General features: G+C 31.3%; 17 protein-coding genes and 1 riboswitch. Of the genes, 13 read left to right on the forward strand and 4 right to left on the reverse strand.

Annotated features, from left to right (window positions below; genetic code table 11):
* Positions 1-75: 75 nt before the first annotated feature.
* Entirely contained in the window at positions 76-555 is a 480-nt protein-coding gene (locus tag JHL18_RS24175) for a hypothetical protein (RefSeq protein ID WP_200274089.1), read from the forward strand.
* 197 nt (positions 556-752) lie between these two features.
* Here JHL18_RS24175 and pdxR read toward each other — a convergent pair whose 3' ends face one another.
* Positions 753-2,183 carry a MocR-like pyridoxine biosynthesis transcription factor PdxR gene (gene pdxR / locus JHL18_RS24180; protein ID WP_200274091.1) on the reverse strand — a complete coding sequence of 477 codons (1,431 nt, stop codon included), beginning with the start codon at positions 2,181-2,183 and terminating at the stop codon, positions 753-755.
* 140 nt (positions 2,184-2,323) lie between these two features.
* On the opposite strand from pdxR, the gene JHL18_RS24185 reads away from it, so the two are divergent.
* Together JHL18_RS24185 and JHL18_RS24190 are read left to right on the forward strand one after the other, a co-directional pair.
* Complete coding sequence (locus JHL18_RS24185; RefSeq protein ID WP_200274093.1) at positions 2,324-2,695, forward strand: pyridoxamine 5'-phosphate oxidase family protein; 372 nt, start codon at positions 2,324-2,326, stop codon at positions 2,693-2,695.
* 318 nt (positions 2,696-3,013) lie between these two features.
* Entirely contained in the window at positions 3,014-3,262 is a 249-nt protein-coding gene (locus JHL18_RS24190; RefSeq protein ID WP_200274095.1) for a DUF1858 domain-containing protein, read from the forward strand.
* Between the two features lie 240 nt (positions 3,263-3,502).
* On the opposite strand, the gene JHL18_RS24195 is transcribed toward JHL18_RS24190, so the two are convergent.
* The gene (locus JHL18_RS24195) at positions 3,503-4,438 is read right to left on the reverse strand and encodes an AraC family transcriptional regulator (protein WP_200274097.1); all 936 of its coding nucleotides are present in this window, start codon (positions 4,436-4,438) and stop codon (positions 3,503-3,505) included.
* A gap of 251 nt (positions 4,439-4,689) precedes the next feature.
* Between JHL18_RS24195 and JHL18_RS24200 the strand changes: the two genes are divergently transcribed.
* The 4 genes from JHL18_RS24200 to JHL18_RS24215 all read left to right on the forward strand — a co-directional run bounded on the left by JHL18_RS24200 (position 4,690) and on the right by JHL18_RS24215 (position 8,670).
* A complete protein-coding gene (locus JHL18_RS24200; RefSeq protein WP_243278152.1) occupies positions 4,690-5,433 on the forward strand; it encodes an SDR family oxidoreductase in 744 nt (247 codons plus the stop codon).
* Positions 5,434-5,629: 196 nt separating this feature from the next.
* A riboswitch (Lysine riboswitch) is annotated at positions 5,630-5,813 on the forward strand.
* Between the two features lie 249 nt (positions 5,814-6,062).
* The gene (locus JHL18_RS24205) at positions 6,063-6,899 is read left to right on the forward strand and encodes a transporter substrate-binding domain-containing protein (protein ID WP_200274099.1); all 837 of its coding nucleotides are present in this window, start codon (positions 6,063-6,065) and stop codon (positions 6,897-6,899) included.
* Between the two features lie 242 nt (positions 6,900-7,141).
* Positions 7,142-7,918 carry an amino acid ABC transporter permease gene (locus JHL18_RS24210; RefSeq protein ID WP_200274101.1) on the forward strand — a complete coding sequence of 259 codons (777 nt, stop codon included), beginning with the start codon at positions 7,142-7,144 and terminating at the stop codon, positions 7,916-7,918.
* A gap of 17 nt (positions 7,919-7,935) precedes the next feature.
* The gene (locus JHL18_RS24215) at positions 7,936-8,670 is read left to right on the forward strand and encodes an amino acid ABC transporter ATP-binding protein (RefSeq protein ID WP_200274103.1); all 735 of its coding nucleotides are present in this window, start codon (positions 7,936-7,938) and stop codon (positions 8,668-8,670) included.
* 167 nt (positions 8,671-8,837) lie between these two features.
* On the opposite strand, the gene JHL18_RS24220 is transcribed toward JHL18_RS24215, so the two are convergent.
* Positions 8,838-10,226, reverse strand: a complete 1,389-nt coding sequence (locus JHL18_RS24220; protein WP_200274106.1) for a serpin family protein — start codon at positions 10,224-10,226, stop codon at positions 8,838-8,840.
* A gap of 781 nt (positions 10,227-11,007) precedes the next feature.
* Here JHL18_RS24220 and JHL18_RS24225 point away from each other — a divergent pair.
* Positions 11,008-11,898: a GGDEF domain-containing protein gene (locus tag JHL18_RS24225; protein WP_200274109.1), complete on the forward strand. Its 891-nt coding sequence runs from the start codon at positions 11,008-11,010 to the stop codon at positions 11,896-11,898.
* Between the two features lie 155 nt (positions 11,899-12,053).
* Here JHL18_RS24225 and JHL18_RS24230 read toward each other — a convergent pair whose 3' ends face one another.
* Entirely contained in the window at positions 12,054-13,727 is a 1,674-nt protein-coding gene (locus tag JHL18_RS24230; RefSeq protein ID WP_200274111.1) for an alpha-keto acid decarboxylase family protein, read from the reverse strand.
* A 326-nt stretch (positions 13,728-14,053) separates the two neighbouring features.
* Between JHL18_RS24230 and JHL18_RS24235 the strand changes: the two genes are divergently transcribed.
* The 5 genes from JHL18_RS24235 (at position 14,054) to purC (ending at position 22,050) form a co-directional block, all read left to right on the forward strand.
* Positions 14,054-14,743: a YjbE family putative metal transport protein gene (locus tag JHL18_RS24235; protein ID WP_200274113.1), complete on the forward strand. Its 690-nt coding sequence runs from the start codon at positions 14,054-14,056 to the stop codon at positions 14,741-14,743.
* 659 nt (positions 14,744-15,402) lie between these two features.
* The gene (locus JHL18_RS24240) at positions 15,403-16,455 is read left to right on the forward strand and encodes an alanine racemase (protein WP_200274376.1); all 1,053 of its coding nucleotides are present in this window, start codon (positions 15,403-15,405) and stop codon (positions 16,453-16,455) included.
* A gap of 322 nt (positions 16,456-16,777) precedes the next feature.
* Positions 16,778-20,521: a phosphoribosylformylglycinamidine synthase gene (locus JHL18_RS24245; RefSeq protein WP_200274115.1), complete on the forward strand. Its 3,744-nt coding sequence runs from the start codon at positions 16,778-16,780 to the stop codon at positions 20,519-20,521.
* A 345-nt stretch (positions 20,522-20,866) separates the two neighbouring features.
* Positions 20,867-21,346, forward strand: a complete 480-nt coding sequence (gene purE / locus JHL18_RS24250; RefSeq protein WP_128214549.1) for a 5-(carboxyamino)imidazole ribonucleotide mutase — start codon at positions 20,867-20,869, stop codon at positions 21,344-21,346.
* Positions 21,346-22,050 carry a phosphoribosylaminoimidazolesuccinocarboxamide synthase gene (gene purC / locus JHL18_RS24255; RefSeq protein ID WP_200274117.1) on the forward strand — a complete coding sequence of 235 codons (705 nt, stop codon included), beginning with the start codon at positions 21,346-21,348 and terminating at the stop codon, positions 22,048-22,050. Before purE ends, purC begins: the two co-directional genes overlap by 1 nt.
* The last annotated feature ends 8 nt before the right edge of the window (positions 22,051-22,058 follow it).

The raw sequence follows: 22,058 nt of genomic DNA on the forward strand, positions 1-22,058 counted from the left end.
ATACATATAAGGATTGAGATGGTATGATATGTTTAACAAGGATTGATTTATAAAATTTAATGATGGGTGGGTATTATGAAGAGAAGAGGCATTATAGGTATATTAATCGCCATTATACTAGTATTAACAATTCTACTGGGGATGAAGCTTTTTAAAGGTAATCCAGTTGTAGTCTATAAGACGGACATAATAGCTGATGACTTAAGAATTAACAATTTAACATTAGTATCATTTGATGATAAGTTATATGTCCAAGATGGATATATATTGAAGCTTACAAGAGAAGAAAATAAAGTAGATTCAATGCATATTGATATCCAAGCAGCTGGAAAAAGTATTGTTGGCTTTGTTGCTGGAGATGTTTTTAGGAAATCTAATGAGAGTGTTAGAGATAATTTTAACGTTATTGATGATGTTAAAATATCTAAAGATTCTAAAATGACAGTTAAGATTAAATATACAATAGATGGAAAAGAGAAAGAATACAAAGATACAATTAAGATGAGCTCGATCATTAAGTTTGATGAAAAGAACCCAAATGCTGTTAGAAGGTAATAAATATAAAAAGTGATGATTTTGAGGATTTTTATTTTCATGGGTTCTATCAATGAGTGATTTATAATTAAGGCTGTATAGGTAAAACTAAACTTAAATGTATGAATAAAAGCATTATCCTTATTTGGATAATGCTTTTATTCATAGTGGTTATTTTCAATATATGAAATACTGTTCAATTAAGAATTTTAACAAAGTTAATTGTCAAACCATGCTTCTTTTAGCGCTTTTATTCCATTAATGATTTGTTCCTCCGTCATACCACCGAAACCAAGTAAAACCATATTGTTTGAATATTTTTCTACGTTAATCCAAAACTGTGACACAGGATAAACAACTGCACCAAATTTAGCTGCTTTTTCTATTAGTTCATGCTCGGTAAGACCGTTGTTTACCTCAACTAAAACATGAAGACCAGCATTTCTTCCGTGAACTATAACTCTATTTTCCAAAGTCTTATGAATTTCACTTATTAATAAATCATGTTTTCGTTTATTTGCTAGAGAGATTTTTCTTAGGTGGCTTTCATAGTGTCCCAAGTGCATAAATTGATAAAGTACTCTCTGCTGTATTAGTGGGACAGAAGATTGATAAATCCTAAATAATTTATCATATCTATCTAAATAGGCTTCCGGGAGTACCATATAATTTACACGTAAGCTAGGTGAAAGTGACTTTGAAAAAGTTCCTATATATATAACTTTTTCTTTGTGTCCGATGTTTTGTATTGAGGGGATTGGTCTTGAGCTATACCTTAATTCGCTGTCATAATCATCTTCAATAATTATTCCATCATTTTTAATAGCCCAATCTAAAAGTTTTAATCTCTTTTGTATAGGCATTACAGCTCCAGTAGGAAATTGATGTGAAGGAGTTATATATACTATTCGTGCTGAAGATTTTTCAAGTTCAGTAATATTTATTCCATCCTTATCTAGAGGTATAGGAGATACTTTATAACCGTTATTAGCAAATATATCTCTAGTACCAAAGTAGCCTGGGTCCTCAATTGCTATCTCGTTAAAATTCTGCCTAAGTAGTTGACAAATTAGGCTTAAACAATATGCAAATCCCGTACATACAATAATCTGATCGGTAGTGCAAGATACACCTCTTGATTTATTTAGGTATTTCATGATTTCAATTCTAAAATTAAGTTCTCCCTTACTTTCACTATATGAAATCATATCTTCAGCAGTCAATGTTGCTAATGCTTTATTAGATATTCTACGCCAAGTCTTTAAGGGGAAATCAGAACTGCTGAGTTTTCCGTATTCGAAATCGTAACTAAAATCCATAGTGTTAATTTTCTTAATTAAATTATCCGCAGTACTTTTTGAATAATTGTTTATAGTGTAGGGCTTAGTATTATTAGTGGATAATATTTCGGGAATAACTTCTAATACAATATAACCACTGCCAGGTTTACTTTCAATATAACCTTCAGAACATAGTTGAAGATAAGCATTTTCTACGGTATTTCTACTAACATTTAATATAGTAGAAAGAGTGCGAGTAGAGGTGATCTTAGCTCCAGCTGAAAGTTTGCCACTTATTATTTGATCCTTTAGTTGCTCATATATCTGTTGATATAAAGGCTTATCTGAATCAGTATTTAAAATAATCATAATTATCTATACTCCTTAAAACTGTATCCAAAAAAATAAACAAAATTGGCACTTTTTATAGTGCCAATTTGATTATATAATTATCACATAAGTAAGTCAATTACTAATAAATAAAAGCTTTTTTATAAGGAGGACGTTTTATGTTAAACGAAAAATTACTTGAAGTTATTTCCCATGAAGGTGTAGTTGCTATTGTAACATGTGCAAATAATGAAGCTCACGTAGTTAATACTTGGAACTCATATCTTAATGCTACAGAAGATGGAAGACTACTTATACCTGCAGCGGGAATGAGAAGAACTCAAAAAAATATAGAACTAAATAATAATGTTAAACTTACTTTTGGAAGTAAAGAAGTAATGGGACATCAATACATGGGTGCTGGATTTTTAATTGAGGGTACTGCAAAGTTCTTGGAATCAGGTTCTGATTACGATATGATGAAAGAAAAATTCCCGTTCTTAAGCAGAGTATTAGAAATAACAGTTGTATCTGCAAAACAAACTATATAAAGAAAAAATAAACCAAGCTCCTTTCTATGTGATGTGCGTAGAAAGGAGCTTGAGTTTAATTAAATTTATAAAACTGTAACTTAAGTCACAGAACTTTATTTTTATAAATGTTACTATTATCATAGCAAAGTTATGATATAGGGTTCCATTACGAAAACTTAATAGTTGAAGTTGGAAACCTATAAAGATGTACCACCTCGAACCGAAATCTATTTTTAAAACTCTCACGGCTTCTGGTGAGAGAATTTAAAAATAATAAGTTTTATTACGAAGTGGTACATCCATAATAGTATATTATTTGTGAAAGGATGGTTCATTATGAGTGATGATATAAAAGAACTTAATATTAATGAGAAAACGTTAATAGGAGATATAGCTAAAGAATACCCGTTTATAAGAGAGTTTTTAATTGAACTCTCACCCAAATTTGCAAAGCTAAAAAATCCAGTATTGTTTAAAGCCATGTCATCAAAGGCGACTATAGCACTTGTTAGTGAAAAAAGTGGCTTTGAAGTCGAAGATTTAATTAGAATGATAACAAAGCACATAAGAGAAAAAGACATATAAAGTTGCATCACTTGGATCCAATATCGTCATGATAAAGCTTTCTATGAAGTTACTAAATATATTGTGAGAGATTTAAAATGATTAAGATTATATAAAAAGAAAAGCTTAAAACACTGTTAGTCTTAAGGATAATATTATTTTGATTAAAAATAGTAAATAATTAATAAAACACCTTGTAGGATAGAAAAACTATCATACAAGGTGTTTTTATGTGATGAAAATTAGTGATGATGAATATCATTAAAAATTTACATATACAGAATTTTTCAATCTTTTTATATCACTTATAGGTGGTAAGCCAAACATTCTTGCGTATTCACGGCTAAATTGGGAAGGACTCTCATAGCCTACTTGAAATGCTGCATCAGCAGCTTCTAAGGTTTCTGAAAGCAATAATCTTCGCGCTTCTTGTAGTCTCACTTGTTTCTGATATTGAAGAGGACTCATTGCAGTTACCTTTTTAAAATGATGATGCAATGATGATGTACTCATATTTATGCTTTTTGCAAGTTCATCAATACTCAAGGATTTTGAAAAATCTTTGTTAATTAAATTAATAGCACTTGAAATTGCTTGAGCATGACTTCCAATCATAGCAAATTGTTTTACAACGTAACCTTGATCATCTTGTAAAATTCTATAAAGAATTTCTCTAATAAAGAGAGGAGCGAGAACTGGAATATCCTTTGGTGTCTCTAAAAGACTAACAAGCCTTAAAAGAGCATCTAGTAATGATAGATTAGTTTCATTCACAATTAGTCCACGAGGGGAGTTTTGATTTTTTATGGGTACCTGCTTAGTTTCTTTTATTATATCTAGAATTTGATCGCTGCTAAAACCAAGCCTTAAGCTCAAATATGGAGTAGCAGATGAAGCTTCAATAATCTGACCAGTAATAGGCAATTGGACAGAAGCCACCAAATATGAATTTTTATCATATCTATAACTGTCAGTTCCTAGCATAACCACTTTTGCTCCTTGCACTATTACGCATAAGGATGGTGTATAAATTGAATGTAAAAGCTCTAATTTACTTGAGGAACGGATAAAGTCTAGTGAAGGTATTGACGAGGATTGAAGTCCTTCTCTATCAGTGTAACGTTCTATGAGATTTGTTAATTGTTTTAGTTTAGCTTCAAACAATGGATTTTCTTTATCTAACCTTCTATTTTTCATAGTGAATTCTCCTTAAGATTATGTAAAGATTATAGTTCTTTTTGGAGGATTAGGCAATGATTAAAGATGAATAGGCTACCAGTAACAGCTTTTTATACATTAAAATTAAGTTACATCAAATAAATGTATTGAAACTTAGGCCTAGTTAGATATGATTGTTAGAATAACTTTGAAAAGAACTAACATGATTTTGGGTACAATAAGTTAATATACAAGCGAGTATACCAGATATATAATGAAAGGATTGATATATGATGAAAGAATTAAGTGGAAAAGTAGCAATTATTACTGGAGCATCAAGAGGTATAGGAAGTTCTATTGCAAAACAATTAGCTGAAGCTGGAGCTAAAGTAGTAGTTAATTATTCTAGTAGCGCTGAAAAGGCAGCTGAGGTAGTAAATGAAATTAAAAGGAATGGTGGAGAAGCTGTTGCAGTGCAGGCTGATGTAAGTAAAGTAAATGATGTAGAAAAGTTGTTTTTAGAGACAATAGATGCCTATGGAAAGATAGATATATTAATCAATAATGCAGGGGTAATACTATATAAACTACTTCCTGATGTTACAGAAGCGGACTTTGATAAGCTTTTTGATATAAACGTAAAAGGAACTTATTTTGCATGTCAGCAGGCTATGAAGTTAATGGAGAATAACGGCAGGATAGTTAACTTCTCTACATCTGTAGTAGGAAGTATGCTTCCTACCTATAGTGTGTATGCAGCTACTAAAGGTGCGGTTGAGCAGATAACTCGTCAATTAGCTAAAGAATTTGGACTAAAGGGAATAACAATAAATACTGTTGCTCCTGGACCGGTTAATACCGATCTATTTAACGTAGGAAAAACAGAGCAGCAAATAGATGCAATGAAAAAAGCCAATGCTTTTGGAAGACTTGGTGAAACTGAAGATATAGCAAATGTAATTGAATTTTTAGTAAGTGACAAAGCACAATGGGTTACAGGACAGACACTTAGAGTTAATGGGGGATTTGTGTAATATTGATTTTGGAATAGTGAAGGGTTAATTATAAGAGTTTTAAATTCACAGGATTTATTACAGAACTTTAATATAATGTGTATATAATGGTGCTGATTATGAAAAATTGTTAATTAATAATGAACAAATCTATATTGACATATAGGATGTCCTGTTGTACACTGTTTATATAATTTAATAAGGCCTCACTTTAACTTAGTGAGGTAGAGGCGCGATATTTAACAGTTCTTAGTGGAGTTTGAGAGTACCATGATCCTAAGAAGAAGGAAATGTCGCCGAAGCTTATAATATTTCTCGGTATTATTTGCTGGGTCTGCAGTTAAGAATTGCAGGACTGTCTCAATAAACATCCCGGTTTATTGAGTTGTGCTATCTCATTTGGGAAAAAGAAGGGGTATTAGGCTAATTTTGTGTATTAGGACCTGAGCTCATCTCAGGTCTTTTTTTATTACAACAAAATAAGCAAAATTTATAATATGTGGATAAGTTTACATGTTATAAAGCTTAATAACTTTACAAATTCAAAGTGTAGTAAATAATGAGAACTTATTAATCAGTCAAATAATGTCTTAAGATAGGACAAGTAACATATTACAAATCTAAATTAAATAAAAAGGGGATATTTAAACATGAAAAAGAAATTAGCGTTATTAATAGCAATGACAATATCGGCTACAGTGCTTTTAGCGGGATGTGGAACAAAGGCAAGTGATGATAAGAGTTCATCTTCTAACGGAACTTTTAAGATAGGTCTTGAAGCTGGATATGCACCTTTTAACTGGACTCAAAAAGACGATTCAAATGGAGCTGTAAAAATAGATGGAAGCTCAGAGTATGCAGGTGGATACGATATAGAAATAGCTAAAAAGATAGCTAAGGATTTAGGTAAGGACTTAGTTGTAGTAAAAACTGAATGGGATGGTCTTGTACCAGCATTAACTTCAGGTAAAATTGATGCCATTATAGCAGGTATGTCACCTACTGCAGAACGTAAGAAAACTATAGATTTTTCTGATAACTACTACAGATCAAACTTAGTTATGGTAGTTAAAAAGGGTGGCAAGTATGAAAGTGCTACATCAATCCAAGATTTCAAAGGAGCAAAAGTAACTGCTCAGTTAAATACATTCCACTATTCAGTAATAGACCAAATACAAGGTGTATCAAAACAACCAGCTATGGATAACTTCCCAGCAATGAGAGTCGCACTTGAATCAGGTATAATAGATGGCTATGTTTCAGAACGTCCAGAAGGTGTAAGTGCTGAAACTGCAAATTCAAAATACAAAATGGTAGAATTCAAAACTGGATTTACTACATCTGATGATGATACAGCAATAGCTGTAGGTGTTGCAAAGGGTAGTGAGTTAACTTCAAAGATTAATAAAACATTAGCAGGTATCTCAGAAGAACAAAGAAAGACAATAATGGATACAGCTATAAAAAATCAACCAGCTGCAAAATAGTAATGTTAAAGACATGCTAGATTTTTCAAAGATAAGAGTTGGAAGATAGTTTGAAAAAAATCACTAATTAAGGTTATAAAAACAGTTTTTTATTAGGAACCGAATGTATTTAAGGATGTGCTGCTTCTTTTTAGACTTTTTAGAATATTCCTAAGTTGTGAGGAAAAGATTTGAAAGGTGTTGTGTAATTATGAAGCGGTGTATCTGTACCACATTCGGTTTCATTATTGAAGGAGGAAAATATGAGTTTTGATTGGGTTGTAAAGATTGTTTCAGAGAACTGGCAGATGTTCCTTAGAGGGGCTGGAACTACGTTGTTAGTTGCACTGACTGGTACTATAATAGGATTTGTAATAGGTTTATTAATAGGAGTTATAAGAACTGTGCCAATGCCTGAAAAAGGTATTAAAAGATATTTTCTTAAGCTCGTAAATGCACTTTTATTTATTTATATAGAAATATTCCGTGGAACTCCGATGATTGTACAGGCTATGGTAATTTACTATGGTACAGCTTTGGCATTTAATTTAAATATGGATAGACTTTTTGCTGCTATACTAATAGTATCTATAAACACTGGTGCTTATATGTCAGAAATTATTCGTGGTGGTATAGTATCAATAGATAAAGGACAGTTTGAAGCAGCAGATGCTATAGGAATGAAGCATTTTCAAGTTATGACTAATGTTATATTACCTCAAGCTATACGTAATATATTACCAGCAACAGGTAATGAGTTTGTAATAAACATAAAAGATACTTCAGTACTTAACGTAATTTCGGTAACAGAACTATACTTCCAAACAAAGTCTGTTGCAGGAAATAACTTTAGATATTTTGAATCATTCTTTGTTGCGTGTGTACTTTATTTTATAATGACTTTTACAGTAACAAGAATACTTAGATTAATTGAAAGAAAATTAGATGGACCAGATAACTATATTATGTATGCAAATCAAATGCAGGTAGAAACACCTGAAGATATAGCTAGAAAAAATAAAGAAGTTAATATGTATTAAACGAAGGAGGGAATAGTATGGAAAATGTAATTGATATTAAACATTTAAATAAATCTTTTGGAACTCATGAAGTACTTAAGGACATAGACTTTTCAGTAAAAAAAGGAGAAGTTGTATGTATAATAGGATCATCAGGCTCAGGAAAATCTACCCTTCTACGTTGTGTTAATCTACTTGAAAAACCAACTGGTGGAGAAATCATATATAAAGGTGAAAACATCCTTGATGATAAACACGATATTTATGCATACCGTACAAAATTAGGCATGGTATTTCAATCCTTTAATCTGTTCAATAATCACAATGTTTTAAGTAATTGCGTTGTTGGACAGGTAAAAGTACTAAAACGTTCAAAGGCAGAAGCAGAGGAAGTTGCAAGAAAGTATTTGAAGGTTGTAGGCATGGAGCAATATATCAATGCTAAGCCAAAGCAATTATCTGGTGGACAAAGACAGCGTGTAGCTATAGCTAGAGCTCTTTCAATGGAGCCAGATGTAATGTTATTCGATGAACCAACTTCAGCGCTTGACCCAGAAATGGTAGGAGAAGTTCTTAAGGTTATGAAAGAACTTGCTGAAAGTGGACTTACAATGCTTATAGTGACTCATGAAATGGGCTTTGCTGAAGAAGTATCTGATCGTGTAGTGTTCATGGATAAAGGCGTTATAGCAGAAGAGGGAACTCCAGAGCAAATCTTTAAGAATCCAACTCAAGATCGTACTAGAGAGTTCTTAAAGCGTACATTAAAATAATAAAGTTTAAGTGTTTAAAACAGCAGTAAATTAAAATATTTACTGCTGTTTTATTTTATTTATGGGGTTATAAAAGCGATGTGTTTTAATTAAGTGATTAGTCATCCTATACTCTTTAGACGAATAGCTCTATAATCAATCTTGTATTTTCAAAAGTAGATGCAGTCTTATTTTTGATTTGGGTTATCCATAACTCCCATGAACAGAGGAAGATTAGTAGTATCATCTATTATAAGGTATACAAAAGGATGATTGAAGTTTATTATCTTTGCTTGAGATATACCCTTAGTTATCACTTCGCTTTTGGTTGCAGTAGAGGCTTCAGTTCCTTTTTCACCTACCTTAATGTAGGTATTTTGAGTTATATCTTTTACAAAAATATTGCCCTTTGTTGAACCCATTTTTGAGAGATTTGCTTTTTCTTCATCAAATATAGTGCTTATACCAAGTGAAGATAAATTATTATTTAGGGATTTTTTAGACTCAACTTGGAATTTTGGAAGTATAAGATGTATATTGCTTGATTGTAAAGAATTTATTTTAGTAGCAAGGGTGTCTTTATCGAGCTTTGAAATATAATCTCGGATATTAGTATTTTCATTAGGCATCATTGCTATAAAAGATAAATTTCCTTGTTTATATGGAAGAGAGATAATTTGTTCAGTTTCAGTTGAAATACTTTTTATATTCATTTCTTTACTCATAAAATTTACATTAATGCTCTTATTATCACTTGCTGTAAAATCAGCTTTACGGGTGCCTTCAGTAAAAGGAAACTTCCAAGCATCATTAAAACAAATAGTAGAAAACATGAGCATAACTGCATTTTTATCTATAGTATCGATCATTGAATTTATTTTGTTGTTCGTAACTTTATTAATCCAAGCATTAATAGACTTTGGTGCATTATCTGATTGAAGGTCAAGTTTATAAGCATTGGTTTCATAATAAGTTTTATTGAGCTTAAGAAAGTTATTATCTATATTAAGATCATCATCATACCATATAGAATTTGATATATTTAATACTGAACTATTGCTATTTTTCGATAATCTTGAGGTTAAAGTTTTATAATAAATATTTAAATCCGCCTCACTTACTCCGTACTTAGATAATGTTTTTAAGATTTCATCCTTTGTACTACCGTCAGCTCCATTTAAAACTGTTCCTAAGGCTAGATACAAAGATGTAGGTGAATAAACAACATTTTGTTCTTTTGAAAGTTCTTTAAACATTGATATGGAAAATTCAGAAGTTGAATCTATAAACTCCTTAGAAAGTTTATCTTTTAAAGTTATATTTTCAGAACTAATACCCTGCATTAAATCTCTTGCGTTTACTGAATTATTAAAAGGTCCGTTGATTACAGTTATAACCACAATAAGTATTATAAGTACAAAAGAAGTAATAGCAAAGATAAAAGATTTTCTTGAAAAGAATACATTTCTTGAGGTTTGCTCTTTATATAACGTCTGCTTTATCATATCAGCAGTTTTGTTCTTTAAGTTATCATTAAGTTTTATATTATCTAGATCTTTTTTAAATTTATCACTCATAAAATTCATCCCTCTCCAATTTGTTTTTAAGCCTTTCACGGGTAAATGTAATCTACATATCTTATAAACTGTATTTCCATGGGTCTCTATTTTTTGCAGTAGTAGTCACTATCATATTGGGATATAGTATACATACCTTAGCACCCTTTCAATATATAAACGATTGATAAGTGAGAAATGTTTCAGTTAATGTAATAAATTTCTATATATATTTAAGGTTAATTGATTTTTTCTAATAGTAAATATGATGCATTGTATGAACCTCGAAAGTCGCTGCTAATTTTTCTATTTGGAGATTAGCAAAGTGCCGTGTAGAGGATTTAATCAATGCAATAATTATTTTTGAAACTATGAAAATTATAACTATTTGTAACATATTTGTAATATGTAATTCTATTATAAATACGTAATGGTTACTAATTTTCTTGAAATGTATCGGAAAAGCTTGAAAAATAATTTTATAATGATATGATTAAGTGCAAGCAACTTGAATTTCTGATAGGTTTGTACTTAATTGTTATAAAGAACTTAGCTTTAATCTCGATAATAATAGTACTATAAATAGTTTACGTATATGAGGAAAATGGATAATTTAAGTATAGATTTATTTGAATACGTAGTGCGCTAAAGATTTAAGCTTTATTACTAAATTGTACAGCTTCAATAAGAGAGTGAGTTTGAAAAGTATTATAATTTTATGTAGAAAATTTTAAGAATGTAAAGTTTATTTAGAAGCTATACAACTATAAAGTATTGTAAAGATTGGAAGTGATTTTGATATATGGATAGTGATATAACGATAGATTTTATTGAGAATAATTTAAATATATTCCAGAAACTATATGATGTTATAAGAGTAGTTGATCCAATCACAAAGAGAGTTTTACTATATAATGGTAATACTTTGATTGAAAAGGGAAGCTCATGTTTTAATAAGATTGGGAAGGAAACTATTTGTGAAAATTGTATATCTATTAGAGCTCTAAAGGATAAAAAAACTTATATGAAAATAGAAACTGTAGATAATAAGTCTTATTTGATTACAGTATTACCAATTGAGGTTGACAACAAGACATTAATAGTAGAACTTATTAAGGAAGCTACAGATAGTCTTTTCTATGGACATAGTCTAGATGGTAAAGGCTGTAAGGTAAGCAATATAATAAATGATTTGAAACTTATGACTATAAGGGATTCATTAACAGACATAGGAAATAGAAGATTTATTGATGAAACACTGCCTATAGATATGAAGCTATGTTTTAAGAAGAACGAGCCTATTTCTATAATAATGGTAGATGTGGATTACTTTAAGAATGTCAATGATAAGTTTGGACACATCACAGGAGATTATGTCTTAAAGGAACTAGCAGGATGCTTAAAAAAATGTATAAGAAATAAGAAGGATTGGATTGGCAGGTATGGAGGAGAAGAGTTTTTAGTATGTATACCAGGTGCTGATGAAAAAGCTGCATTGGTAATAGCTAAAAGGATGCATGAACATATATTAAAAAAGAAGTTTACTCACAATAATGAAGATATAAAAATAACAGCTTCCTTTGGAATATGCTCAACTTCAGATAAAAAAATAACAGTAGAAGCATTTTTAAATTGTGCCGATAAAAAGTTATACGAAGCTAAAAATACTGGAAGAAATAGAATTGTATTTTAATAGTTAGGAGAGAAATCTATATTTTAAGATTTCTCTCCTATTTTTACTGTATAGATAATAATATTCGTCTATGTTAATAGTGTTTTCTAATAAGAGGAAAATATAAAATTTTCAAGTTAGCTAAGTCTAGAGATTTCAACGGGTTTGTAAGCTTTTTATTGCATCTGTTTTACCATTTCATGTATATTATGTACCATATATGGTGCATCCATCTTATCACAGATCATTTCTATGAAGCAGAGTCTTTCTTTACATTGAACTTCAGCTTCCTTGATTGCTTCTTCTAGCTCGCCGTTTGTATAAACTTTTCTAGTATACGAATTTCCTCCATAGGATTCAACAAGTTTTGTGTAGTCCCAGTTTTGAAGCTCATTATAGTGAGCTTTATTAGGCTTGTTAAGATAAGCTTCTATAGTATAAAAATTGTTATTAAGTAGAAAAATTATCGGTTTACAATTATTGTGTAGCATAGAACTTATCTCTTGTGTAGTCAATTGGTGTGATCCATCTCCTGTAAATAAAATCACACGCTTATCTTTAGCTGCAACAGACGCTCCAAAAGCAGCAGGAGTTGCGTATCCAATACTGCCCCAGCCACTTTGATTGATGTAAATTACTCCCTTTGGAAGTCTTAATTGAGATATTCCATATGCAAATGTCCCTGCTTCAGCAATAATTATATCATCTTCTTTGATGAATTCTTGTATTCTAGGATAATAGAAATTAGATGAAATCTTATCTTCTAGACTTGCCACACTGTCGGTGTAAGGAAAATGTACATCAGGCTTTGGCGTTGATTTCTTTTTTGCAACTTTTAAAAGTTCATCTAGTGAGTCCTGTATTAGTATATTTTCATATACAGACATTCCTACTTTAACATAAGTAGGTTGGATTTCTATTATATTTAGTGGATTTAGATTTGCGCTAAAGGAACCGGTATTATAGTCTGACCAAATGGCTCCTATAGTTATGAGACAGTCTGAGCTTTCTACTATCTTTTGAACTTCATTGCTTCCCCAATTTCCAGCATATAAGCCTATATAATTAGGATGACTTTCATTAAAAGAGCTTTTTCCCATCATCATTGTAGCGACAGGTATATCCATTTTATCTACTAGTTGTTCTACTTTACCTTGTAGTCCATATCTTAATACTAATATATCAGGAATTATAATAGGGTTTTTGCACTTTGTAAGCATTAAGTTTATATGATCAATAGCTGATTTTAGTGACTTTTCATCAGTTTGTTCTTCAGCTGTAACTATATCTCTAGTAATAACTTTCTGTTCTGCTACATCTATAGCAATAAGTAAATATACTGGTTTTTTTGTATTTTTTGCAATACTAATAGCTTTAGGTATTTCTATTTCGGCATTTTCTTTTGTAATAACTGCAGTATATGCGGTTATGTTCTCATAAATTTTTATAAATGCGTCGTAGTAGCCATCAAGTAAAGTATGATGCATCTTTTTATGTTCTAATTGAACCGTGGTTTTAGGGGCTCCTACTATATGAATGACGGGGACGTTTTCACTATAGGAGCCTGCAATTGCATTACATGCGCTTAATTCCCCTACTCCAAAGGTTGTAATCATAGCTCCTATTCCTTTTATTCTTGCATAGCTATCAGCTGCATATCCAGAATTTAGCTCGTTGCAGCAATTTACAAAATTGATTTTTTTATAGTTCTCTAAAGTATCCAAAAGTGAAAAATTATAATCTCCAGGTACTCCGAATATCTCAGTTATTCCTTCTTTATATAAACAATCATATAAATATTGACTTACAATTGGATTATTAGTAGAATTTCCTTTTTGTTGTTGAAGCATATTAGTATACCTCCTAGATTAATCAAATTGTGTTTTAAAATATTGCTTATAAATTATTTTGAACACAAATATTAATTATTATTTTAACCAAGGTTACAAACCTTATGCCTAGGATATAAAAAGGAGAAGTATCTTATGTACACATGTTAATAAATTTAGAAACCTAAAAAAGAGGAAGATATGTGGAAAGTGGAAATTACGTTCAATTATGTTTTGTGTTTTTTAAAATTTAAACAATGAGCATATTTGACAAACATAATAGCGTATATTTAAACAAAATAGAAATATTTATGGCAAAGTATATGATGTTGTAAATGGAGGTTAATATGTACACATTTTCGGAACTTATTTCAAAGGGAGTTGAAATCTTTTTTATCAATTTGGTTCTTTCTGGTGATAATGTAGGAGTAATAGCATTGGCAATAAAAGACCTACCACCAAAGAAGGCCAAGCTTGCCAATATTATGGGAGTATGGGTAGCACTTTTACTTAGAATATTTTTTGTTGGTATTATTGGCTTTTTATATACTTTAGAGTGGCTCCATATCAATATAATAGGAGCAATATTGCTTTTATATATTACTTTTAATATGATTCAAGACCAAGGTAATAGTGTTTATGGAAAAAGAGGACAAACAGGTGGTTTTTTTAAAGCAATTATATCTATAACAGTGGCAGATATAAGTATGAGCCTAGATAATGTACTAGCTATAGTTTCAATTGCTATGACAGATACTGAGAAGATAACAGGTCAGCAAATGGGGCTGGTAATCTTCGGGTTAATGATATGTATGCCTATTATATTTTGGGGAAGTGAATTTATTGCAGAGATGATGGTAAGGTTTCCTATAATTATATACATGTGTGCAGCTTTACTAGTTTATACTGCAGTGAAAATGATTTTTGACGATAAATTAGTGTCAGGTGTGATAAATAGTATAAATCCTGCGTTAGGTTTAATTTTTTCAATTCTATGCGCATTGGCAGTGTTGGTTTATGGTATTGAAAATCTATAAGAAATAGTATAATAAAAATTACATAAATGAGCGATTGGATGGATGAAAGTGGGAGACTTAAGGGATACATTAAAATTTATAAATTAAAAAAACTAAAGATTAAGTTTGAAAAATGTATATAATGTGGAAAAGTGTATATAATACGTAATGACCGGTTTGGTCATTACGTAGGATCTTGCTGCCCAGTGGCAGCTTTTTTTTCGTTATTTAAAGATGTACATATAAAAATAAAAATAACTTAAAAACTTTTTTGAATTTCAAGAAAAAAATTTTAAATATACAACTTGTTAAGAAGTGATATGAGCTCAATTTGTGTAAAAATTAATTTTAAATTGTATATCTATGGTATATAATATTGAATTAAGATGTATTATGGCAGTTGTAATGTAAAAAATATAAATTCTAGTACTAAGTAGTATGTCTATTGATAAAGATGTACCACTTCGAACCGCAATCTATTTTTAAAACTCTCACGGTTTCTGGTGAGAGAGTTTAAAAATAATAAATTTCATTACGAAGTGGTACATCCATAATGAGAAGGTGAAATATATGGATACCGCAACAATTGTTAAGGCTGTAATAATAATACTTTTAGGCAGTGCTTATATATGGACAAATTCAAAAAGGTACAAGGATTAAACATAGAAAGGGAACATCATATGAAGAATTTTTGGTGCGATGTGTACTTAGATAAGATAAAAAACAATGTAGATAGAATAAAAGAGTTGACTAATAACAAAAAAATAATTGCAGTTGTTAAGGGAAATGCCTATGGATTAGGAATTGAAGGAGTGACTGAATATTTAGATCAATTTGTAGATTTCTTCGCTGTGGGAGATTTAGAAGAAGCTAAAAGAGTTAAGAGTCAAAAAGAAATCCTACTTTTGACGCCACTGGTAACCTTAACTGATTTTAATACAGACATGGATAATGTAATTTTTACTATAGATAACGAAGCTATATTGGATAAACTTTCACCTGAAACAAATATAAAAGTACACTTATATATTGACAGTGGAATGAATAGAATGGGGATAAGCACAGATAGAATTGATAGTGTAATTGAAAGAATAAAAAATGAATTTCAAAATATAAAAATAGATGGAATATATACTCACTTACATAATGGAAGTAATTTAAAGTATACAAAAAATCAGATTAACATATTCAAAGCGGCAGTTGAGAAATATATAGGTGTGATACCTCATATACACTGCCTAAATTCTACATGTACACTAAACAGTGAATATAGACAGTTATCTGAGTTTACTAATACAGTTAGAACAGGAAACATTTTATATGGTTATGATGGGTTGAATCAGGGGTTCAAAAAAGCTTATGGGTTTTATGCAAAACCAGTTAATACTCACTTTGTAAAAAAAGGAGGGTATGTTGGGTACGGCTGTAAATATAAAGCTAAAAAAGATATGTATGTTGGCGTATTAGGTTTTGGGAATATAGAGCATTTTGGCTTTAATAAGGCAGTAAAGCATAATATGTTTTATGATATATTAAAAGCCATTTATAATCATGTTAAGTTTAGACCAGTAATTTTTTCAGGGAACATTGGAGTAAGAGTTCTTGGTACCGCTAATATGAATACTACCTTAATATCAATGGAGGGTATAAATATAGAAAATATACTTAGAGTTGACATATCTCCTATACTTGCAGATTCATCTGTGGAGAAAAATTACATAACGAATCAATGATGTTTATAAATAAGTTAATGTTCGTTTATATGCGAATTATAACTTATTTTTTTCTTTTATTATTGACAAAACATGGAGCGAGTGTTATTTTATTTCTATAAAGACGAATAATTTTTTTATTAATTATAATATAATTCGTAATCAAGGGGGATTGCTTTCCTAAGTATGCCCTTAGGATTTTTTTATGTTTTCATACATTAAGTACAATGGTAATCTATAAAAGTTTAGTTATAAGGTTATTCCTTGAAGGTATGTATAAGATAACTATTAAAATTGATGCCGCGTATTTCAAATCTGAATATTTGTGTTTTGGGAGGAAATCATGATTAGAACTTTATATGTAGAAAAAAGACAAGGCTTTGATATCGAAGCAAAAGCACTACTAGAGGACTTCAAGACAAATTTAGGAATAAATACTATTAAAGAGGTGCGTTTAATAAATAAATATTCTTTCAATGAAGTTGAAAGTGAAGTTTATGAAAAAGCAAAGGCTATAATCTTTTCTGAACCTATGGTAGATAAAGTTTATGAAGACCAATTTCCTATTTCAGAAGGAGAAGCTGTTTTTGCAGTAGAATACCTTCCAGGCCAATATGATCAAAGAGCAGACTCAGCTGAGCAATGCTTTCAAATTCTTACAGCAGGAGATAAGCTTGAAATAAAGTCATCAAAGGTTGTATGCATTAGCGGTAATATAAGTGAAGATGAACTAAAAAAGATAAAGCAATATTACATAAATCCTGTTGATTCAAGAGAGGTAGATCCTCTATCTAAAGAGTTATTCTCGTCCTATGAAATTCCCAGTGAAGTTAAAAATATAGATAATTTTATAAATATGAATGAAGCTAAGTTAATCTCCCTTCATAAAGAATTAGGCTTAGCAATGACAATAGAAGATCTGTCACTAATAAAAGAATATTTCTCAGAGGAAAAAAGAGATCCAAGTATTACAGAGATAAAGGTTATAGACACTTATTGGTCAGATCATTGTAGACACACAACTTTCTTGACTTCAATAGAAAGTGTTGAAATAGAAGAAAGTATCTATTCAAGTCCGATCCTAAAGAGTTTTAATAGATATAAAGAAGCGAGAGAACTTTTATATAAGAATAAAGATAAAGATATGACTTTAATGGATATAGCTGTAATAGCAATGAAAGAACTTAAGAGTAAAGGAATGCTTGAAGATCTAGATATTTCTGATGAGATAAATGCATGTTCTATAAAAGTAAAAGTTGAAACAGAAAAAGGTACTGAAGATTATCTAGTAATGTTTAAGAATGAAACCCACAATCATCCTACTGAAATAGAACCATTTGGTGGGGCAGCTACTTGTCTTGGCGGGGCAATCAGAGACCCACTATCAGGCAGAACCTATGTATATCAGGCCATGAGAGTTACTGGAAGTGGAGATCCTACAGTTTCTATAGAAAACACTTTAAAAGGGAAATTACCTCAAAGAAAGATAACTTTAGGGGCAGCACATGGGTATAGTTCTTATGGAAATCAAATAGGTCTTGCTACTGGACAGGTTAGTGAAATATATGATGCTGGCTATGTTGCTAAGAGAATGGAAATCGGTGCAGTGATAGCGGCGGCGCCACTTAAGAATGTAAGAAGAGAAGAACCTGTAAAGGGAGATATAATAATTCTTCTTGGTGGAAGAACAGGAAGAGATGGTTGTGGTGGAGCAACTGGATCATCTAAGGAGCATACAGTTGATTCAATAGAACAATGCGGAGCTGAAGTGCAGAAGGGAAATGCACCAACGGAAAGAAAATTACAAAGACTTTTTAGAAACCCAATGGTTTCTACTATGATAAAAAGATGTAATGATTTTGGTGCTGGTGGAGTTTCGGTAGCAATTGGAGAACTTTGCAGAGGTCTTGATATTAACCTAGATCTAGTACCTAAAAAGTATGAAGGTCTTGATGGAACAGAACTAGCTATTTCAGAATCTCAGGAAAGAATGGCAGTAGTTGTTTCAAAAGAAGATGGACAAAAATTTGTTGAACTAGCTCTTGAGGAAAACTTAGAAGCAACTATCGTAGCTGAAGTTACTGATCTTGAAAGAATGAGAATGTTTTGGAATGGTAAGAAGATTGTAGATTTATCAAGAGTCTTTTTAGATACAAACGGAGCAAAGCAAAGTACGGATGCTATATTAAAGGCACCTAAATCTGAACAAAATGTATTTAACGAAGAAAATGGTGAAAGCTTAAGGGAACAATGGATAGAAACTTTAAAGAGCTTAAATGTTGCATCACAAAAAGGTTTAGTTGAAAGATTTGACTCAACAATAGGAGCAGGAACTGTACTGATGCCTTTTGGAGGAAAGTATCAGCTTACTCCTGCCGAAGGGATGGCAGCTAAGATACCTACAGTGAACGGAGAAGCTGAAGAAGCAACTATAATGTCCTTTGGATTTAATCCTAAAATTGCTAAATGGAGTCCATACCACAGTGCCTATAATGCAGTGGTAGAATCTGTAGCAAAGATAGTTGCTTGTGGTGGTAAAAGTAAAAAGGTTTGGCTAACTTTCCAAGAGTACTTTGAAAGACTTGGTAAGAATCCTGAAAGGTGGGGAAAACCACTTGCAGCATTACTTGGAGCATATCAAGCTCAAATAGATTTAGGGATAGCGGCTATAGGTGGAAAAGATAGTATGTCTGGAAGTTTTGGAGAAATGGATGTACCACCTACTTTAGTATCCTTTGCAGTAGCAGTTGAAAAAGCGAAAAATATAATCTCTCCTGAGTTTAAGAAAATAAATTCTAAGGTAGTTTATGTTAGTGTAAGCAGAGATGAAAGCGAACTTATTAATATAGATGAATTTAAGAGAAATATAGAAATAATTGAAAGATTAATTGAAGAGAAAAAAGTTATATCAGCATATTCCTTAAAAAATGGGGGCATTTGTGAAGGAATATCTAAGATGTGTTTCGGAAACAAAATTGGGGTTAGGCTTTCAGCATTAAGCAAAGAAGAACTTTTCAGTATTAACTATGGAACTTTTATACTTGAAGTTCCAGGTGGAGTGGATATTGTAAGTGAATTCAAAGGGGCTAGTTACAAGATTATTGGTGAAACAATAGAAGAAGAAGCAATTAAAGTTTTAGATGAAAGCTTTGACATCGATGAACTTATATTACAGTGGGAAAGAAAATTAAGTAAAGTATTTAAGATTAAGACTGAAGAAGAAATTGAAAAGATAACTTCTATTTTGTATGAAAGCAATTATAAAAAGTCGCCTGCAATTAAAACTGCAAAGCCAAGAGTGCTAATACCTGTGTTCCCAGGTACAAACTGTGAATATGATTGTGCAAGAGCTTTTGAAAAAGAAGGTGCAGAAGTAAAACAATTAGTTCTGAAGAATCTTACGAAAGAAAGTCTTTTAGATTCTTTAGTGCAGATGGAAAAAGAGATACAAAATAGTCAAATTATAATGCTTCCAGGAGGTTTTAGTGCTGGAGATGAACCGGATGGATCAGCAAAATTCATTGCTACAGTGTTTAGAAATGAAAGAATTAGTAATGCTGTGATGGAACTTCTAAAAAACAGAGACGGGCTTATGTTAGGTATTTGTAATGGCTTCCAAGCGCTAGTGAAACTTGGGCTACTTCCATACGGAGAAATAATTAATATGGAAGAGGATATGGCTACCTTAACCTTTAATACTATAGGAAGACATATGAGTTCAATAGTAAATACTAAGGTAGTTTCAAAGCTGTCACCATGGTTCAATGAAGTTAATTTAGCAGTCATTCATGCTGTTCCAATATCTCATGGTGAAGGAAGATTTGTTGCACCAGAGGAGCTTCTAACAGTGCTTCAAGCTAAGGGTCAAATAGCAACTCAATATGTGGATATGAATGGAGAAGCTACACTTAATATGCCATACAATCCAAATGGATCAATGCTTGCTATAGAAGGTATAACAAGTCCTGATGGAAGAATACTTGGTAAGATGGGGCATTCAGAAAGAATAGGTGACAACTTGTATAAAAACATTATTGGAGAGTTTGACCAAAAACTCTTCAAGTCTGGTGTGAATTACTTTAAATAGTGTTGAAATTTTATGTGCTCATACCTCCGATACTTTGATGAGCTACGCTGAGAATTAATATGATCTTCTCCAATGAAATAGCTAAAATTGTATAACTCACTACGTTCGGACAATACAATTTCTTAACGCCATTTCATTTACGAAGATCATTTAATTCTAACAGCTCGCTCATAGAGTATCTCCAGTATAAGCACATAAAATTCGTTACTAATTTAAATAGAACGAGGGAAGATGAAAAAATCAAACTCAGAAAAGTTTTAAGCGCTGAACCTGATAGTGCTATTAAATATTATGATTGTAATGATTTAATGATAAAAATAATTTTATGTTAAGTGGAGGTATAAGATGAAAGTAGCAATTTTCTTTGGTTCAAAATCAGATACTGATGTAATGAAGGGAGCAGCTAATGCTCTTAAGGAGTTTGGAGTGGAGTATAAGGCTTTTGTGTTATCTGCTCATAGAGTTCCTGAAAAACTTATGGAAACTCTACATGAAATAGATGAACAAGGTTTTGAGGTAATCATTGCTGGTGCTGGACTTGCAGCACACTTGCCAGGAGTTATAGCATCACATACAACAATGCCTGTAATAGGAGTACCTGTAAACGCAGCAATAAATGGTTTAGATGCTCTTTATTCAATAGTTCAAATGCCTAAATCAATACCAGTAGCAACAGTTGGAATAAATAACAGCTATAATGCAGGGATGCTTGCAGTACAGATGCTTTCATTAAAATATCCTGAGCTTAAAGAAAAGCTAATAAATTTCCGTAAAGATATGAAAGAAAAATTTATAAAAGAAAATGGAGAAGGAGTGGAACTATAATGGAAAAAAGAGAAATGATGTATGAAGGAAAAGCAAAGAAAATATACGCAACTGATAAGGCTGATGAGGTAATAGTTTATTATAAAGATGATGCAACAGCGTTTAACGGAGAGAAGAAAGGGCAAATAGAAGATAAAGGTGTGTTAAACAATGCAATAACTTCAGTGCTTTTTGAACTTCTTGAAAAAGAGGGCGTTAAGACTCACTTTATAGAAAAGTTAAGTGAAAGAGAACAACTTTGCAGAAAGGTTGAAATAGTACCTCTTGAAGTTATCGTTAGAAATGTAGCAGCTGGAAGTATGGCTAAGAGACTTGGTCTTGAAGAAGGTTTTGCTCTTAAGACTACCGTTTTTGAAATCTGTTTAAAGGATGATTCATTAGGAGATCCACTAATAAATGATTTTCATGCAGTAGGAATTGGCGCGGCTACCTTTGAAGAATTAAAAGCAATGTATGAAATAACTGCAAAGGTTAATGAAGTATTAAAAGCATTCTTCTTAAAGCAGAACATAAAGTTAATAGATTTCAAATTAGAGTTTGGAAGATTTAACGGAGAAATAATACTAGCTGATGAAATATCACCAGACACTTGCAGATTCTGGGATGCAACTACTAATGAAAAGCTAGATAAAGATAGATTTAGAAGAGATCTTGGCAATGTTAAAGATGCATATGTAGAAATACTTAATAGAATTAACCAGTAATTATTAGA

Source organism: Clostridium yunnanense, from assembly GCF_016595795.1.
Taxonomy (GTDB): domain Bacteria; phylum Bacillota; class Clostridia; order Clostridiales; family Clostridiaceae; genus Clostridium_AR; species Clostridium_AR yunnanense.

Bases quoted from the DNA above. Each gene is read 5' to 3' on its own strand.
- JHL18_RS24175 (WP_200274089.1), top strand. From the start codon at position 76: ATGAAGAGAAGAGGCATTATAGGTATATTAATCGCCATTATACTAGTA.
- purE (WP_128214549.1), top strand. From the start codon at position 20,867: ATGAAAGTAGCAATTTTCTTTGGTTCAAAATCAGATACTGATGTAATG.
- JHL18_RS24195 (WP_200274097.1), bottom strand. From the start codon at position 4,438: ATGAAAAATAGAAGGTTAGATAAAGAAAATCCATTGTTTGAAGCTAAA.
- JHL18_RS24205 (WP_200274099.1), top strand. From the start codon at position 6,063: ATGAAAAAGAAATTAGCGTTATTAATAGCAATGACAATATCGGCTACA.
- JHL18_RS24185 (WP_200274093.1), top strand. From the start codon at position 2,324: ATGTTAAACGAAAAATTACTTGAAGTTATTTCCCATGAAGGTGTAGTT.
- JHL18_RS24190 (WP_200274095.1), top strand. From the start codon at position 3,014: ATGAGTGATGATATAAAAGAACTTAATATTAATGAGAAAACGTTAATA.
- JHL18_RS24210 (WP_200274101.1), top strand. From the start codon at position 7,142: ATGAGTTTTGATTGGGTTGTAAAGATTGTTTCAGAGAACTGGCAGATG.
- JHL18_RS24245 (WP_200274115.1), top strand. From the start codon at position 16,778: ATGATTAGAACTTTATATGTAGAAAAAAGACAAGGCTTTGATATCGAA.
- JHL18_RS24220 (WP_200274106.1), bottom strand. From the start codon at position 10,226: ATGAGTGATAAATTTAAAAAAGATCTAGATAATATAAAACTTAATGAT.
- purC (WP_200274117.1), top strand. From the start codon at position 21,346: ATGGAAAAAAGAGAAATGATGTATGAAGGAAAAGCAAAGAAAATATAC.
- JHL18_RS24200 (WP_243278152.1), top strand. From the start codon at position 4,690: ATGATGAAAGAATTAAGTGGAAAAGTAGCAATTATTACTGGAGCATCA.
- JHL18_RS24215 (WP_200274103.1), top strand. From the start codon at position 7,936: ATGGAAAATGTAATTGATATTAAACATTTAAATAAATCTTTTGGAACT.
- pdxR (WP_200274091.1), bottom strand. From the start codon at position 2,183: ATGATTATTTTAAATACTGATTCAGATAAGCCTTTATATCAACAGATA.
- JHL18_RS24225 (WP_200274109.1), top strand. From the start codon at position 11,008: ATGGATAGTGATATAACGATAGATTTTATTGAGAATAATTTAAATATA.
- JHL18_RS24230 (WP_200274111.1), bottom strand. From the start codon at position 13,727: ATGCTTCAACAACAAAAAGGAAATTCTACTAATAATCCAATTGTAAGT.
- JHL18_RS24235 (WP_200274113.1), top strand. From the start codon at position 14,054: ATGTACACATTTTCGGAACTTATTTCAAAGGGAGTTGAAATCTTTTTT.
- JHL18_RS24240 (WP_200274376.1), top strand. From the start codon at position 15,403: ATGAAGAATTTTTGGTGCGATGTGTACTTAGATAAGATAAAAAACAAT.